This is a genomic window from Shewanella sp. SM73 (assembly GCF_025653795.1).
Classification (GTDB): domain Bacteria; phylum Pseudomonadota; class Gammaproteobacteria; order Enterobacterales; family Shewanellaceae; genus Shewanella; species Shewanella oncorhynchi.
In genome coordinates, this window is record NZ_JAKKRY010000005.1 from 285,668 (window position 1) to 301,558 (window position 15,891).

At 45.1% G+C, this 15,891-nt stretch carries 14 protein-coding genes; 5 read left to right on the top strand and 9 right to left on the bottom strand.

The genetic code is table 11. The features are described 5' to 3' along the window. Positions 1-193: 193 nt before the first annotated feature. Positions 194-4,057, top strand: coding sequence for a S8 family serine peptidase (locus tag L5M51_RS09985; RefSeq protein WP_263172523.1), 3,864 nt, complete (start codon positions 194-196; stop codon positions 4,055-4,057). 68 nt (positions 4,058-4,125) lie between these two features. On the opposite strand, the gene L5M51_RS09990 is transcribed toward L5M51_RS09985, so the two are convergent. From L5M51_RS09990 to L5M51_RS10030, 9 genes are all read right to left on the bottom strand, one after another. Next, the gene (locus L5M51_RS09990) at positions 4,126-4,896 is read right to left on the bottom strand and encodes an ABC transporter permease (protein WP_006080287.1); all 771 of its coding nucleotides are present in this window, start codon (positions 4,894-4,896) and stop codon (positions 4,126-4,128) included. Continuing rightward, positions 4,893-5,831 carry an ABC transporter ATP-binding protein gene (locus tag L5M51_RS09995; protein WP_263172525.1) on the bottom strand — a complete coding sequence of 313 codons (939 nt, stop codon included), beginning with the start codon at positions 5,829-5,831 and terminating at the stop codon, positions 4,893-4,895. The genes L5M51_RS09990 and L5M51_RS09995 overlap by 4 nt, the downstream gene beginning before the upstream one ends. A 202-nt stretch (positions 5,832-6,033) precedes the next feature. Further along, positions 6,034-6,564, bottom strand: a complete 531-nt coding sequence (hpt, locus tag L5M51_RS10000; RefSeq protein ID WP_028761726.1) for a hypoxanthine phosphoribosyltransferase — start codon at positions 6,562-6,564, stop codon at positions 6,034-6,036. 7 nt (positions 6,565-6,571) lie between these two features. Then, complete coding sequence (locus L5M51_RS10005; RefSeq protein ID WP_028761725.1) at positions 6,572-7,231, bottom strand: flavin prenyltransferase UbiX; 660 nt, start codon at positions 7,229-7,231, stop codon at positions 6,572-6,574. Between the two features lies 1 nt (position 7,232). Continuing rightward, the gene (gene mpl, locus L5M51_RS10010; RefSeq protein WP_263172526.1) at positions 7,233-8,627 is read right to left on the bottom strand and encodes a UDP-N-acetylmuramate:L-alanyl-gamma-D-glutamyl-meso-diaminopimelate ligase; all 1,395 of its coding nucleotides are present in this window, start codon (positions 8,625-8,627) and stop codon (positions 7,233-7,235) included. Positions 8,628-8,825: 198 nt separating this feature from the next. Beyond that, positions 8,826-9,449: a hypothetical protein gene (locus L5M51_RS10015; RefSeq protein WP_006080282.1), complete on the bottom strand. Its 624-nt coding sequence runs from the start codon at positions 9,447-9,449 to the stop codon at positions 8,826-8,828. 169 nt (positions 9,450-9,618) lie between these two features. After that, a complete protein-coding gene (locus L5M51_RS10020) occupies positions 9,619-10,485 on the bottom strand; it encodes a sterol desaturase family protein (RefSeq protein WP_212599734.1) in 867 nt (288 codons plus the stop codon). A gap of 131 nt (positions 10,486-10,616) precedes the next feature. Then, positions 10,617-11,648, bottom strand: coding sequence for a DUF2804 domain-containing protein (locus L5M51_RS10025; RefSeq protein WP_263172530.1), 1,032 nt, complete (start codon positions 11,646-11,648; stop codon positions 10,617-10,619). A 215-nt stretch (positions 11,649-11,863) separates the two neighbouring features. After that, the gene (locus L5M51_RS10030) at positions 11,864-12,388 is read right to left on the bottom strand and encodes a porin family protein (RefSeq protein ID WP_411569041.1); all 525 of its coding nucleotides are present in this window, start codon (positions 12,386-12,388) and stop codon (positions 11,864-11,866) included. A gap of 227 nt (positions 12,389-12,615) precedes the next feature. Here L5M51_RS10030 and L5M51_RS10035 point away from each other — a divergent pair, with 227 nt between their 5' ends. The 4 genes from L5M51_RS10035 to L5M51_RS10050 all read left to right on the top strand — a co-directional run bounded on the left by L5M51_RS10035 (position 12,616) and on the right by L5M51_RS10050 (position 15,890). Beyond that, a complete protein-coding gene (locus L5M51_RS10035) occupies positions 12,616-13,182 on the top strand; it encodes a YajG family lipoprotein (protein ID WP_105250136.1) in 567 nt (188 codons plus the stop codon). A gap of 29 nt (positions 13,183-13,211) precedes the next feature. After that, a complete protein-coding gene (locus tag L5M51_RS10040; RefSeq protein WP_263167575.1) occupies positions 13,212-13,796 on the top strand; it encodes a peptidylprolyl isomerase in 585 nt (194 codons plus the stop codon). A 73-nt stretch (positions 13,797-13,869) separates the two neighbouring features. Continuing rightward, positions 13,870-14,190 (top strand): hypothetical protein, encoded by a 321-nt coding sequence (locus L5M51_RS10045; RefSeq protein ID WP_028761869.1) that lies wholly within the window; start codon positions 13,870-13,872, stop codon positions 14,188-14,190. 284 nt (positions 14,191-14,474) lie between these two features. Further along, complete coding sequence (locus L5M51_RS10050; protein ID WP_263172532.1) at positions 14,475-15,890, top strand: AmpG family muropeptide MFS transporter; 1,416 nt, start codon at positions 14,475-14,477, stop codon at positions 15,888-15,890. Position 15,891 lies beyond the last annotated feature (1 nt).

Here is a 15,891-nt window from a genome sequence, read left to right on the forward strand (position 1 = left end):
CAAACACCTACAAACAACATAACAAATACCAAAGTGTGATTAACATCTTTTTTACCGCAAAAGTGTTAACCATACGATACTTTTGTGTTACAACTTCATTGCTACCGCCAAAGAGCGCAGCAGAAACTATAACAATTCAGCTACAGGCACGTTTAATAAAGTGCTGAAAGCATTAATTGACAAGGAAGAAGTTGTGAAGACAAAACTATCGATCGCTATCTCCGCTGCACTACTCTCAAGCGCAGCTATTGCTAACAGTGAATTTACATTTAAACCTTACTCTCCAGAAATAAGCGCGCATGATAAATATACTAAACCGCAAACATCAGCCACTAACCTCGATGCTCCACAACGTTTTATTGTTGAGATGGAATCTCCTGCACTAGCTAAGTATAGAGGCGGCATCGGCAACTTCGCAGCAACAGCTTTAAATTCGAAAAAAGAAAAACTAGATATTCAATCTACTAATGTCAAAAGCTATTCAAGTCACCTAGCTAAAGAGCAAAACGCTTTTGCTAGCAATTTAGCTAAAATTGCGCCAAATGCAAAAGTGGAACGTCATTTCCAAACACTTTTTAACGGTATAACAGTTGTTGGCCAAGGACTAAGTGTTGAAAAAATAGCCAAAATGCCTGGAGTGAAAGCAGTATACCCAGAGGCTATATATGAAACTAACATGGATGCATCACACCAAGTGATTAATACCCCAGCTATGTGGGAAGCCGTTTCCGGCATGGCTAATGCGGGCAAAGGAATGAAAGTTGCTATTATTGATGGCGGCATTCGTCCGGAAAACCCCATGTTTACCGATGCAGGCTTCACAGCACCCAGCGGTAGTCGACCATCGGATGACTACTGCTCGACTGTCGATGCTTCATTCTGTAACAACAAGCTGATCGTTGCGCGTTGGTCACAGCCAACATCACCTGTGTGTCCTAATGAATACATGAGTCCACTTAGCTATGGTGGTCACGGAACTCACGTTGCAGGTACCGCTGTCGGTAACAAGATATCAACTACTTATAAAGATATTCCCGTTCAACTATCTGGTGTAGCACCAGCAGCTTACCTTATGGTCTACAAGGCTCTTTACAGTAAGCCTGATTGCACAGGCGGAACCGGCTCTAACATCATGTTAATGGAAGCCTTAGAGCATGCTGTTAATGATGGTGCAGATGTAATCAACAACTCATGGGGGGGGAGTGCTGGTAGTGATCCAGCTAGCAGCCCATACAAAACCATGTTTGAAGCTGCAGAAGCTGCGGGGGTTGTTGTAGTTAGCGCTGCCGGTAACGATGGTAATGGTCCTCAAACTATCGGCTGCCCTGCTTGTATTGAATCAGGAATAACTGTTGCTAACACTACAACAGGGCGTTTTTTCGCTAATAGCTTTAATACCGGTGGTGATGATTTACTTGCTATCCCAAGTTCTGATGCAGTGCTTTCAGAAGATATTACCGCTCCAGTGATTGCGGCCGTTAATTTAGATGCTGAAAATGCCAATGGTTGTGATGCCTTTGCTGCGGATTCGTTCAAAGATGGCATTGCATTGATTTCTCGCGGAACATGTAACTTCTCATTAAAAGCCACAAACGCAAAAGCTGCAGGCGCTAAAGCCCTTGTAGTTTATAACAATGCGGCAGGTGCACCAACGACTATGTCTATGCCTGGTGAACCATTCCCTGCTGTCATGATTACGAAAGATGCAGGTTTAGCCGTAATTGAAGCCATGGGAGATGCTGCAACAACAAGTACGATAGTTGCAAAAACTAAACGTATCATGGTTTCTGAACTTGCTGATAACCTAAATAGCACCAGTTCACGCGGTCCTGATGGCAACCAAAATATTCTTAAACCGGATATTGCAGCACCTGGTACCAACATTCTGTCAGCTTTTTCTCCTGATGATGGTGGTGAAGACTTTAATATGATCTCTGGCACCAGTATGGCAAGCCCGCACGTAGCAGGTGCTGCAGCTATGATGCGTCAATTACATCCAGATTGGTCTGCAAACGATATTAAAACTGCTTTAACATCAACAGCTAAATTTGATGATATTTTAGATGATGATGCAACAACACCAGCCACACCATTTGGTATGGGTGCTGGACGCATGGATTTAGATGCTGCAGCCAAAGCTATATTAACGTTCGACAAACCATCCATCGCATCAGACTCTTGTGTTGGTCCATGTACTTTCACTCGAACGGTATATAACAAGAGTGACGCAAAAACATCTTGGAACTTATCAACTTCATCCGATAGTACAGGTATAACAGTATCACCTTCTAGCTTAGAACTTGCCGCAGGAGCCTCTGCCACGTTTACTGTAACCGTTGACTCAACTTTCGCAGAATATGGTGAGTGGATTTTTGGTAATGTAATGATAAGCAGCACCGAAGGACTGCAAGATGCTCACTTACCTTTGGCTGTGTTAGCTAAAGAGTCAAGTGATGCCTCACTGATTTCGACTATGAGCAAGAAAACCGAACTTAACGCAACCGATGCGATTCCAATATCAGTTGTGATTAACAATAACTCATTTGACAGTACAGTGACTATTACAGCGCAAGCACCAGAAGGCACGAAACTAACATCGAAAGATGATGTAAAAGTTAGCTTAGCTGGCGCGACGCAAAATGGTTTACAAATCAACGAAGATATAGGCAACATTACTTGGGTTGGGTCACTTAATCTTCCTAAAATGACGACAACTAAGGGCTCAGCTGGTTTCCCAAGCATAGTGAGTCTAGGGGTCAAACCAATTACTTGTCCAGAAGGTTGTGATGAACAAGCGTTCACCTTTACTGTGCCTAGCTTTAAATACAATGGGGTTAGCTATTCCAGCATCACTATGTCTGACAATGGTCTAGCGATTGTTGGAGGTGGAAGTGCAAGTGGTACATTTGCGAACAAAAAGCTACCTGATGGCAGCAACCCAAATAACATTTTAGCGCCCTTCTGGTCAGATTTTGATTTATCAGATAAATCTGCTGGCGATACTGGAGGTGGTGACTTAGCCGTTGGTGTATTCACAGATGATGATGGAGTTAAATGGTTAGCTTTAGAGTGGAATAAAGGCCAACTCTATGGTGATACATCAAATACACCTTATACGTTTAGCATTTGGATTAAGACAGGTAATACTGAAGAGGTTGTATTCAATTACATAAATATTCCAAATATGCCTTCAAACGTCACTATCGGCGCTGAAAATATAGGCGGAACAATTGGAACAACTTACCACTTTAATGGTGAAGGTGATTCGGTTGTAACAGGTAATACATTGACGCTGAAAAACACAACGGCAGGTAATGTTACTATCGACTATCTGGCTAAAGCGACAGAATTCTCCTTTGGCACTGGCGATATGGCAGAAGCTACAGAAGAAACCTCAATAGAAATTGATTTGCTCGCAAATGATATCAATCCAGATCAAAAAGTTGCTCGCGCATCAATCACAGGCAATGGCATAACCGCCAATGCACAACGTGTTTTGGATATTGCTCCTGTAGGTACATTGTCTAAAGCAACTGTAGTAGACGCACCTGCCAATGGTGCTGTCACTATCAGTGAAGCTGGCATTGCGACTTATCAGCCTAAGAAAGACTTCTTTGGCACCGATAGCTTCACTTACAGCGTCGAAGATGCCGATGGCAACGTATCAAAAGCGACTAAAGTGACTGTGACAGTTGCTAATGTCAATGATGCACCAACTGTCGCCCCAACAGGAGAAACCTTGCCTACAGGCCAAAAAATCACCGTCATGTCAAATGCTAAAGATGTCGATGGCGATGCACTCACCTATATTTGGACACAGACATCAGGTCCTACAGTGACTTTTGATCCTGCAGCAAAAAATATTAGCTTTACCCCAAAAGAGCAGGGAACCTATACATTTACTGTTATTGCGAATGATGGCACATTAAACAGTAATACTGGTGAAGTGACTGCGGTTGCTGCACCAAATAAAAATACAGACAATGGAGGAGGTTCACTCGGTTGGTTAACCGCCTTATTGTTACCACTTGCGGCAATGCGTCGTCGTATGAAGTAACGAGTTGTTGACAGTAAAAAGGGAGCCTTAATGGCTCCCTTTTTCTATTACGCTCTAAAGAAATATGTCTAGGAACGCAGGCCTATTCCGCGCGAGACTAAGTAATACGCTAAGGTCCAAAGTGCGACACAGAAACCGATCATAATGGCGATGGATAATGGCACGCTGATATCGGCAAAGCCTAAAAAGCCGTAGCGGAACACGTTGATCATATAGACCACAGGGTTAAGTGCCGACACGCCTTGCCAAAATGGGGGCAAGAGTGACAGGGAATAAAATACGCCGCCAAGGTAAGTTAATGGGGTAAGCACAAAGGTGGGGATGATACTGATATCGTCGAAGCTTTTGGCAAAAACAGCGTTAATTAAGCCACCCAATGAGAATAGCACTGAGGTTAAAAATACCGTCATCACCACTAAACCTGCGTGATGTAAGCTAATGTCGACAAAGAACATGGCCACTAACGTCACTATCAGGCCAACACACAAACCGCGCGCCACGCCGCCGCCTACGTAGCCAGCAATCAGCACATAATGGGGCACAGGTGCCACCATCAGCTCTTCTAAATTACGTTGAAACTTGGCACTGTAAAATGAGCTAGCAACATTCGAGTAAGAGTTAGTGATCACCGACATCATGATCAAACCAGGGGCGATAAACTCCATATAAGATACGCCGCCCATTTCTCCAATCCGGCTGCCGACTAAGTTACCAAAAATCAAAAAATACAAGGTCATGGTAATCGCTGGCGGGACTAAGGTCTGGATCCAAATTCGCGTAAAACGATTGATCTCTTTACTTAAAATACTTTTAAAGGCAATAAAGTAGAGCTGATTCATGCTGAGGCTCCCTGAGTTTTCTTCACGAGTTCGACGAAGAGTTCTTCTAACCGATTAGACTTGTTACGCATCGATAGCACTTCAATATTAGCTGCGCTCAATTGGCTAAAAACATCGTTAAGATTATGCTCTTTCGCTACATCCACCTCTAAGGTATGAGAGTCGGTTAAGCGACAAGCCATGCCATCGAGCACGGGGGCCGTTTCAGTATCGCGACGAAGATCGAGAATAAACGTCTCCATATTCAGCTTACTCAGCAACGCCTTCATGCTAGTGCATTCCACTAAAATACCTTTATCAATAATGCCGATATTACGGCAAAGCATTTCCGCTTCTTCAAGGTAATGAGTGGTCAGGATGATCGTCACGCCCTGCTGGTTTATTTGTTTGAGAAACTCCCACATAGAGCGGCGCAGTTCAATATCCACACCTGCGGTAGGTTCATCTAAAATCAATAATTTAGGTTCGTGCATCAGCGCGCGCGCAATCATTAACCGTCGCTTCATGCCGCCGGATAATTCCCGCGAAGGGCTATTGCGCTTTTCCCACAGATCCAGTTGACTTAAGTATTTTTTGGCACGCTCAAGGGCGATAGGTTTTGGCACACCATAGTAACCCGCTTGATTCACCACAATTTGCAGCACGGTTTCAAACTGGTTGAAGTTAAACTCTTGTGGCACTAAACCAATGCAGAGTTTGGCGTGTTCTAGCTGCTTATCGATATCATAATCAAAGACTTTGACCGTACCTGAACTCTTCTGCACTAAGGAGCTAATAATACCAATCGTGGTGGATTTACCAGCACCATTGGGGCCGAGCAAGGCAAAGAAATCCCCTTGATTGACGGTAAGGCTGATGCCTTTAACCGCTTCTACGCCGCCTTTATAGGTTTTTTTAAGCCATTCGAGTACTAGAGCATGGGTAATATTCGCCATATTTGTACCGATCCTTACACATTAGAAAGTAATAAGATGGTGCTAAAAAACACAATTACAATGATGGGTTGCAGAACTAAAGCAAAAAAATAGCTAATTGATTGAAAAAAAATCTTTAATGATTCTATCATTTATATTTTTTATATAGCCGCAAAAAGCAAAACTCCCGCCTGCTGCGGGAGTTTTAAACTGTATCGGACACTTAATCGAGTGGTACGACTTTGGCGATATAAGGTAGATTGCGATACTGCTCGGCATAATCAATACCATAACCTACGATAAACTCATCAGGGATAGTAAAACCGATAAAATCGACCTTCACATCCACTTCACGACGCTCAGGTTTATCCAACAGGGTGCACAGTGCAAGACTCTTAGGCTCCCGCAGTAACAACATCTCGCGCACTTTGCTTAAGGTGTTACCTGAGTCAATCAAGTCTTCCACAATCAGCACATCGCGACCGGCGATATCTGATTGCACATCTTTCAGCACTTTCACATCCCGTGAGCTGGTCATAGTATTGCCATAACTGGAAACCGACATAAAATCGATTTCAACATGGCCTTTAATGCGGCGACACAGGTCTGCCATAAAGACCACTGAGCCTTTTAACAAGCCGACCATCAGCAGACGTTCACTGTGGGCATAATGGGCATTGATTAGCTCGGCCATTTGATCCAATTTCTGGCTTATCTCTTCAGCAGAGATCATCACTTCGGTGGTGTGTTTCATATAAGTCTCAATTGTCGAGGTCGCGGTTAGACTGTTTGTCATAACCCCAGCGACTCGTTAATGCATGGTCAACGCCCAAATGATCGAGAATTCGAGCGACCATGAAGTCTACCAGATCTTCTACCGATTTGGGATTGTGATAAAAGCCGGGTGCAGCGGGCATAATGGTCGCGCCGAGGCGAGAAAGGCTTAACATATGCTCTAAGTGTATGGCACTAAAAGGAGTTTCCCTCGGTACTAGGATAAGCTGACCGCGCTCTTTAATCACCACATCGGCGGCGCGTTCGAGTAAATTATTACTCATTCCGGTAGCAACTGCCGCTAACGTCCCCGTTGAGCAAGGACAAATCACCATTTGTTTAGGTGCAGCGCTACCCGATGCAGGCGGCGAAAACCACTCATCTTTGCCTAATACCACTAACTCGCCAGCAATAATCACGCCTTTTTCGTGCAGCAAAGCCAACAGCTGGGCATGGGCTTTGTCACTGTTGGCGCTTAACTGTAAGCCGTGTTCCGTCGCCAATACCACTCGAGCGGCACTGGAGATCATCAAAAACACTTGATAACCCGATACCAACAGACACTCGAGTAGCTTAAGTCCATAGGGAGCACCAGAGGCGCCCGTCCAAGCTAAGCTAATCGCCTTAGTCGACTTTGCGTAGGCCATCTTAGCTAACCTGCTCTACAGTTGAAGCCTGTTCTAATGCGGCCAGCAGCTTCTTATGTAACCCACCAAAACCACCGTTACTCATCACCACTATGGTGTCGCCTGCTTTGGCGGTTGCTGCGACTTTGGCGACCACATCATCAATTTGATGTAACACAGTCACAGGGATCACCGCCGCTTCCATAGCTTCTTTCATATTCCAGTCAATGGTATCGGCTTGATATAAAAAGGCTTCGTCGGCTTGCATCATAGAAAAAGCTAAAGTGTCTTTATGGACACCGCTCTTCATGGTATTTGAGCGCGGCTCAAGTACCACAGTAATCTTGCTCTGCCCAACCTTAGCCCGCATGCCTTTTAACGTGGTCGCAATAGCCGTCGGATGATGGGCAAAATCGTCATATACGCTCACACCGTTAACGGTTCCGAGTAATTCGAGTCGACGCTTAGGTGGCATAAACTTAGCTAAAGCTTCAATTGCAGCACTCGGCTTAACGCCAACGTGACGCGCGGCAGCAATGGCCATCATGGCGTTTTCAATATTGTGCTGACCAATCAAATCCCATTCGAGAATACCTTGAGACTCGCCATCAAAAAACACTTCAAAGCGATGGCAATCATCACTTAACGCTTTGCCATACCAACCGCTGGTCGATTCGGCTAAATGGTAGGTTTCTTGCTCACTCCAACACCCCATATCAATCGTTTGCTTAACGGCATGGGAATCGGCGGGCCAAATGATCTTGCCTTCACCAGGAACGGTGCGAATTAAGTGGTTAAACTGTTTTTGAATCGCAGCCAGATCAGCAAAAATATCGGCATGATCGAACTCAAGATTGTTGATCACTAAGGTACGCGGATGATAATGCACGAATTTCGAACGTTTATCGAAGAAGGCACTGTCGTATTCGTCGGCCTCAACGACAAAGAAAGCGGTCTTGCCTAAACGTGCCGACACATCAAAGTTTTGCGGTACGCCACCGATTAAGAACCCAGGCTCATAACCACAATCATCTAAAATCCAGGCTAACATGCTAGAAGTCGAGGTTTTACCGTGAGTGCCAGACACTGCCAGCACCCAACGCTCAGGCAAAATATGATCGGCTAAAAACTGCGGGCCAGAGGTATAAGGGATGCCAATGTTCAACACGGCTTCCACACAAGGATTACCCCGGCTCATGGCATTACCAATGACAACTAAGTCAGGATAGTGCCCTGCTTCACCCAGCTGGCTAGGATCAAAACCTTGAATAAGCTCAATGCCTTGGTCCTCTAGTTGCGTGCTCATTGGAGGATAGACATTGGCATCCGAGCCCGTCACTCTGTGCCCTTTGGCCCTAGCCAATAACGCTAGACCACCCATGAAGGTTCCACAAATTCCTAAAATATGTACGTGCATACCGCTCGCTCTGATGTGTTGAATTCACCGCCATTCTAATCCATCGGGAGACAGATTGGCAGGTAACAATCGGTGAAAAGCACTGCAATCACAAATGACAGTTTTTAAATCCGTGGATTTCACATTCAAGTTGCAGAACTGAGATTTTTAGATAACAGGTCAACTAACACAAGGCCGAAAACTGTCGCAATGGAGGTCCTAACGTAAGTCACGGTAGAGCTGAGCGTGCTGGCTACGGTGGCGACTAAATAAGAATTGACGTAACGCTTCACGCTCTTCGGTTTCGGCCTGAAACTTAACGAAAGCCAGACCTTTCTCGCTACGAATAGGCTCGATATCGACGCGCATAGTCTCGCCATTGGGCAATTGTAATTGCAAGTCTTTACTGCCTAACAATTGTTTAAATTGCTGCTGTGATTTAGCACGAATGGCCATGCCAGAACTAGATAGCGAGGCAACAGACCATTGCTCACCTTGATCGTGGTCGAATATCCACACATCATCGGCTTGAGTTAACCGCCAACTGCGCTCCACTCCCGAGGCATCTAGCACTTCAGGTACACCTAAAGTGGGTTGAAACTGACCAAAGTCATCCACTTTCATCAGTAGCGGAAACCAGAGTTTATAGGGTCCGACTTCGGCCAATAGAGTGAGTTTTGCCTTACCGAGAATCGAGGCGATAACTTGCGGTACTTCAGTTGTGACTGTGAGCACGTGATTGACTAGGGGATCGTTAGTCAAGGCTGTGCCCACACGAGTCGGCGAAAAAAGTTCGCTAAAACAAGCAAGCTCCTCCGCGGATAATCGAGGTTCATCCATCATGATAAGTCCTCCCGAGTTAAACTCCTTACCCCAAAAAGTACCACCAAAGTATGGGATTGTACATTTTTACACCAAAACAGTGGCAAAAAACGGAATATATGCTAGCAAGGCTAAATTCAAGACTCTATTAGCCATTTGCGCTATTTAACTTGGAAAATGCAGTGGATTGTTATTCCTCGCTTTTTAAACTGCTGGAAGGCGGAGCAAACAAGATACGTAGTCGTTGTTTAACACTCAAACCTGTCGCGGTAACCTCTGCAAACATGTCTCGCCATTCACTAAAAGTCACTTTAAAGGGATTAAAACTATTCACTGGCTTAGTAATGCCGTAAATCACAGTCTCTACCTCGGGCTCAAAAGTGCCAAACAGCTTGTCCCAAATAATCAGCACACCCGCATAGTTTTTATCTATATATTGGGGATTACGACCGTGGTGCACCCTGTGATGTGATGGAGTATTGAAGACCCATTCCAGCGGTCCGAGTGATTTAATCGCTTGGGTATGCACAAAAAATTGTAATCCCAGATTGAGTAATACCACAAACACCACCCAGTTTGGATCGAAACCTATAACCACCAGCGGTAGCCAAAATACCCACATGCCTGCAAAGGGATACATTAAACTCTGACGAAACGCAGTGCTAAAATTCATATTCTCAGAGCTATGGTGCACCACGTGAGCCGCCCACATCCAGCGGACTCTGTGGCTCGCCCTGTGGAACCAGTAATAACAAAAGTCCTGCGCGACCATCAAGGCAATAAAGCTCAATGGGCCCATTTCAATATCGAATAACTTCCAACCAAACATCGCCAGATACAGCTTAGCGATCAGCAAACCAGTGAGTAAATCAGCACCTTGATGCATGGCCGCGAGGCTGAAATTACACAGCACTTCTTGGCCGCGATAACGTGCACTTAACGGTAGCCTTTGTCTTTTATCGCCAAAGTACCATTCCAGCAAAATACACGCGAAAAACAAAGGTGCGAGCACTAGCAGTAACAGCTCTGGGTGCTGGATCAGCGAGGAGATATCCATATAAGATCATCCTGTTCTATTTTTATTTTATGGTTATTTTTATTGTTACTTTTATAAAAATTCTGACTGCATTCTATAAACCGCATTCAACGCCACAACGCAGGCAGCTGCGGTCCGTTAGTCGCCGTTAGCTACCAGCGGGCATAATGATCTTCGGCGAGTCCCAGAACATTATTTAACTGGTAACTGTGCCCTTGATTATCGGTAATCGTGCCACTGAAATGACCGATGAATTGGCGGAAATTACTCTTAAGCAAGAGCAAATTACGCTTTTCACTGCGACAATTGCGCGCCGCAAACTGCAAATCCACTTGGCCATTTTGACTGTGGACTCGCCAAACCTCGGCGCCGAGCGTGGCATGGCGATCAAACTCAAATTGCACTGGCCCGAGTAAATGACGCTCACCATTAATCCAAAAGACATTTTCAGTAGCCCCAGTTTCATTGACACCCGCCGCTAAATTAAGTCCCATAATGCCCTCTTGGATCCGCGCGTTAATTGACGCCCAGCGCCAACTGGTATCACGGCGCATGTAACCCGCCGAAAAGTCATAGCCTGCTAAAGCTTGATTCAGCGGCTGCGGCTCATGACCCACAGTCAAACTACCTTTAACGGTCAAACCATTATGCTTTTGTGTGTAAGTCCAGCCGTTGTATCCAGTAGGACTACACATAGCCATAGGCAAACTTAAGGGGGCTGAGTGTAAAGTCACATCGGCTTGAATGTTTTTAGTATCAATCATTAACCGCCAACCGCCCTCTACAATCTCAAAGCTTAACTGCGCCCCTTTACGGCCAATACTACTTCGGCCCTCGGCTGGCGATGGCGTCATTTGATAGCCAAACCTCAAAGGTTTTAGCCAATCAAGCTGGGTGAGTGTGTTGGTTTTTATATCGTATAAATAACAAAAAGCACTGCCGACGTAGGCAATATCGGCAAGCGCGATGCCTAGGACATAACGCGGCGTGACCAAAGAGACAAACTGAAATTGTTTATAATCGAAATGCTTAGCCCACGCTGAAGCAGGTTTATCCATAGTATCGAAATAGGCAAAGTCCGCTAAACCTAAGGTTTTGACTATGCCATCGAAATGACCAAAATGGGGTAACCCCTTCGGATTGATCAAGTTATCTGGGGCGATTTGCGTTGCTATCGTTAACATGACTAAGCCTTACAAAAAGGACGCGGGAGCATCTATGCTCTCTCATTCTAAACATCGAATTTTTACTCTAACCTGTCCCCCATTGCATTAAAAGAGTGCAAGGACAAAGTGTTGTCATTTTGTTGCCAGCCAGTATTCGGTTTAATGTTTTAAATTCCTTGTTTGTAAAACGATTAAAGCGCCTAAAGGCGCTTTAATCGTTGGATAAGGAAAGATTAGAATCGGTAGCTAATACCAAAGTTGATCCCCTGTAATTCAAGCTCTTTCATCGGGATATATTGGTATTCCAAATTCAAACCGAATCCTGACTTAAATCGATATTGCCAGCCTGCAGCGCCATAAAAACCGACATCATCCGAGTCCATATCTTGTTTATCTATCTCATAGCTGACTTGAGTGTAAGCAGCGCCTAATTTGGCATACAGGCTGTTACCACGAGACAAAGCATATTCAGCGTAAGCGGCGGTTATAACACCTTGGTAACGTAAATCTTTTATCTCACTGATGACGCTAACAAGCGCACTCGCCACCCCACCTGAACCCGCTAAATAACCCGCCTCAAACCCAAAATGCTCGTTGAGCATATAGCGGTAATATAAGTCGCTGGTTAATGTGTCACCCGCATCATATTTACCGTTCTTAGTTTCAAATTCTTGGGTACCGTAACCTAAACTACCACCCAGTATATGGGCAGAATCGCCCGCGAGCGCATTGGAGCTCATCAGGCCTGACGCCAGCATCAGGCCAACAAATAACGAAGTGAATGATATTTTTTCCATATTTAACCTGCCTTCCATGCCTTGTAACTATGCGAATAAATGATGTGAATGCACAGAAAACACGGATGTGAATAATGAGCACAAGATATTAGCAATAAAAGCTGTACCTCAACTGAATCACGGTGTTCTGTGGCATCAAAAGTGATTTCTGGTATGCTGTAGCCACTTTTACTTGTACGAGAGATCCCATGAAACGGCTATTACTGACCTTGACTTTCCCCCTGCTGTTCGCGGGCTGTGCCAGCCAAAATCCGACTCATATGGCTTTCAGCCCTCAAGTGCCCAATATCAGCCAACAAACGGCGCAACTTGTACCTATCGCTCTTGAAACGGTAGATACACGCACAGTCGATTATGTTGCTCGTTTTATTGAAGAAGGGACAAAAACACGTTTAGTTGGCCCGAGCGAACCGCCTAAACTGTTACTCGATGAAGTATTCCGCGCAGGTTTTGCTCAAGCGGGCTACCAAATCGACCCAAGCGCAACTAATTCAGTGCAAATTCAATTAGAAGAATTGCAAATGGATATCACTAAAAAGACCTTTGGCTATGAGGCAAAACACAGTGTGTTAATCGCAGTTCAAGCCAAAAATTCCACCCAAGAGCTGGTAAAACGCTATAAAGCCAAAGGCACTTTAAAAGGTCCTTTAACGCCCGATTTTGCAACCTTAGAACTGGATATGAACAAATTGCTCGGCCAACTTACCGGCGAGATTCTAAACGATCCTGAGCTTAATCAGTTTCTACAAAAATAACAGCGTCAGTTTATTATAAGGAAATCAATATGCTCCGTTGGATATCAGCCCTCTTACTCATCTTTATGAGTCATCATAGCCTCGCACTCGACATTCAGGCCGATACCTTGTATCCCAGAGTCGAATTTGATACTAGCTTAGGCAAAATAGTGGTCGAGCTAGATAGAACTCGTGCACCAATCACTGTCGATAACTTTTTAACTCATGTCGTTAAAGGCGAATACGACAACACAATATTTCACCGCGTGATCAGTGACTTTGTGGTGCAAGGCGGCGGAATCACCCCCAAGTATGAAGAGCTGCCCGAAGGTAAGCCGATAGTCAACGAATCAGGAAATGGCCTAACAAATAGCATGGGCACTATCGCCATGGCTCGTGAAAACGAGCCGCACTCAGCCACTCGTCAGTTCTACTTCAACGTAGCCGACAACACTAAGCTCGACCCCTCTAAACGTCGTTGGGGTTATGCCGTATTTGGTGAAGTGATTGAAGGTAAAACCGTCCTCGAAGCTATGGCTGTCGTTGAGACAGGGACTAACACTAAGCTCAATTGGCCCGATGTTCCTGTTACCCCTATCATATTGAAAAAAGCCAAGTTATTACCAAAACAGTAATCAAAATATAATTTCGAGCAAAAGCGCTAATTTTGCATCTATACTGTGATAGTAAACAGAAAGGAGGCAAACGATGACGGCAACTGAGTTCATCGATAATAAAGCGCCCCAACTCGCCTTCTATGGAAAAGCGTTTTTGAGTGAAGAACTCGACTTCCATGAAGTGCAACTTTACTTATGGGACACGTTAGAAGAATGGCAGCAACTGAATTCGACTGGCGAAGCGCAAACTGAAACTGAAAAAGTGTTTTGGCACTTGCTCCACAGCTTTAACAGGTGGCCTGACTGTGTGATCCGCGGTAATCAATATCTGCGTAAGCAAGTAAATGATTGCTGTGACTACCTGAGTTTAGGCGGCCGAGTGCCGCAGGGATGCATCGGGATAAGACCTTAAGTTCAGCATTCCTATCGATAAAAAATGGCCCTGTAATAGGGCCTTTTTTATTTCGTAAACCAATTCCTCGTGTGTACATTATTACGCTCTCCTTACTATCAAGATCTATGCTAGCGATAAAGATAAGCGGTAAACTTTTAGCTACAAGCAGTTAACTCTCGAGCCATATTCAACCATCTTATAGTGCTAAACGGGACTCCAAAGTAAAAGGAATACCATTAGCCCTTGAACCCTATGGCACCTTACCCGTAAGCTAAGCGGATTAAACACTTAGACTCATGCCTATGTCCGCAAAAGGTTTTATTCAACGTACACTCGATGCCCTCAGTGTCTATTATCACAAGCGGGTTTTGATCCTGTTATTACTGGGTTTTTCTGCTGGTCTACCATTAATGCTGGTATTTTCAACGTTATCCTTTTGGTTGCGTGAAGCTGGTGTTGATCGCACTTCAATCGGTTATTTCAGCTGGATAGCCTTAGCCTATGCGTTTAAATGGGCTTGGTCACCCTTAGTCGATCGGCTTTCATTGCCGCTGCTAACTCGATTTCTAGGCCGCCGCCGTAGCTGGATGCTGTTCGCTCAGTTGTTATTGGTTGGTGCCATCTTAGGCATGTCTTTTAGTGACCCTCTCAAAGATCTCGAGCGCTTGGCACTGTTCGCATTAATGGTCGCCTTTGCCTCAGCCACTCAAGATATTGTTATTGATGCCTTTCGGATTGAATCAGCCCCAGAAAAGATGCAAGCCGCACTAGCAGCGGCCTATCAAGTGGGTTATCGCAGCGCCATGATAGTAGCCACCGCAGGCGCACTCACCATAGCGGCTTGGGTTGAACCCGGTAACACGGCATACAACTTAGTGGCATGGCAAACTTCTTACCTGATTATGGCAGGATTGATGTCTGTTGGGATTTTGACCACACTTTTTAGCCGCGAACCCGAAGTCGATACCCGCGCCGCCGATGCCACTGAATTAGTGCTAAAACAACGCTTAAGTGCACGTTATCCTAGAATTATCGCAGCGGGCATATCTTGGGTATATACGGCCAGTATTTTACCCTTTATCGACTTTTTCAAACGCTATGGCCGCAGTGCTATCCTCATCTTATTACTGATTTCTTGCTACCGGATCTCGGATATTGTGATGGGGATTATGGCGAACGTCTTTTATGTGGACATGGGATTCACTAAGGAAGAAATTGCTTATTTGAGTAAAATCTATGGCCTGATCATGACCTTAGTCGGCGCAGCCTTTGGCGGCGTTCTGTTAGCTCGCTTCGGAACTATGAAAATCCTTTTCCTCGGTGCCTTACTGGTTGCCGTAACCAATCTGCTATTCGCGTGGCAGGCAGTGATTGGCTACAACGTGCCCTTTTTAACCTTTGCGATTTCCGTGGATAACTTCAGCGCTGGGATAGCCACGGCGGCATTTATTGCCTATCTCTCGAGTCTCACTAGCAACGGCTACAGTGCAACGCAATATGCCTTACTGTCTTCGATTATGTTGCTTTTCCCTAAATTTATCGCGGGCTTCTCGGGCGCTTATGTCGACGCATTTGGCTATGTGAACTTCTTTGTCGCCGCCAGTGTTATTGGCTTTCCGGTGTTGTTTTTGGTTGTCTTAGTCAACAAGTATGCGCCGCATCCAAGCACATCATTAATGGATGATTCGTCAAAAAGTGCACCAACAAAATCGGATTAAG

What these genes read in the sequence shown, in the direction of transcription:
- L5M51_RS10050 (WP_263172532.1), top strand. Translation starts at nt 14,475, where the DNA reads ATGTCCGCAAAAGGTTTTATTCAACGTACACTCGATGCCCTCAGTGTC.
- L5M51_RS09990 (WP_006080287.1), bottom strand. Translation starts at nt 4,896, where the DNA reads ATGAATCAGCTCTACTTTATTGCCTTTAAAAGTATTTTAAGTAAAGAG.
- L5M51_RS10015 (WP_006080282.1), bottom strand. Translation starts at nt 9,449, where the DNA reads ATGATGGATGAACCTCGATTATCCGCGGAGGAGCTTGCTTGTTTTAGC.
- L5M51_RS10045 (WP_028761869.1), top strand. Translation starts at nt 13,870, where the DNA reads ATGACGGCAACTGAGTTCATCGATAATAAAGCGCCCCAACTCGCCTTC.
- L5M51_RS10040 (WP_263167575.1), top strand. Translation starts at nt 13,212, where the DNA reads ATGCTCCGTTGGATATCAGCCCTCTTACTCATCTTTATGAGTCATCAT.
- L5M51_RS09995 (WP_263172525.1), bottom strand. Translation starts at nt 5,831, where the DNA reads ATGGCGAATATTACCCATGCTCTAGTACTCGAATGGCTTAAAAAAACC.
- L5M51_RS10030 (WP_411569041.1), bottom strand. Translation starts at nt 12,388, where the DNA reads ATGCTGGCGTCAGGCCTGATGAGCTCCAATGCGCTCGCGGGCGATTCT.
- hpt (WP_028761726.1), bottom strand. Translation starts at nt 6,564, where the DNA reads ATGAAACACACCACCGAAGTGATGATCTCTGCTGAAGAGATAAGCCAG.
- mpl (WP_263172526.1), bottom strand. Translation starts at nt 8,627, where the DNA reads ATGCACGTACATATTTTAGGAATTTGTGGAACCTTCATGGGTGGTCTA.
- L5M51_RS10025 (WP_263172530.1), bottom strand. Translation starts at nt 11,648, where the DNA reads ATGTTAACGATAGCAACGCAAATCGCCCCAGATAACTTGATCAATCCG.
- L5M51_RS10005 (WP_028761725.1), bottom strand. Translation starts at nt 7,231, where the DNA reads ATGGCCTACGCAAAGTCGACTAAGGCGATTAGCTTAGCTTGGACGGGC.
- L5M51_RS10020 (WP_212599734.1), bottom strand. Translation starts at nt 10,485, where the DNA reads ATGGATATCTCCTCGCTGATCCAGCACCCAGAGCTGTTACTGCTAGTG.
- L5M51_RS10035 (WP_105250136.1), top strand. Translation starts at nt 12,616, where the DNA reads ATGAAACGGCTATTACTGACCTTGACTTTCCCCCTGCTGTTCGCGGGC.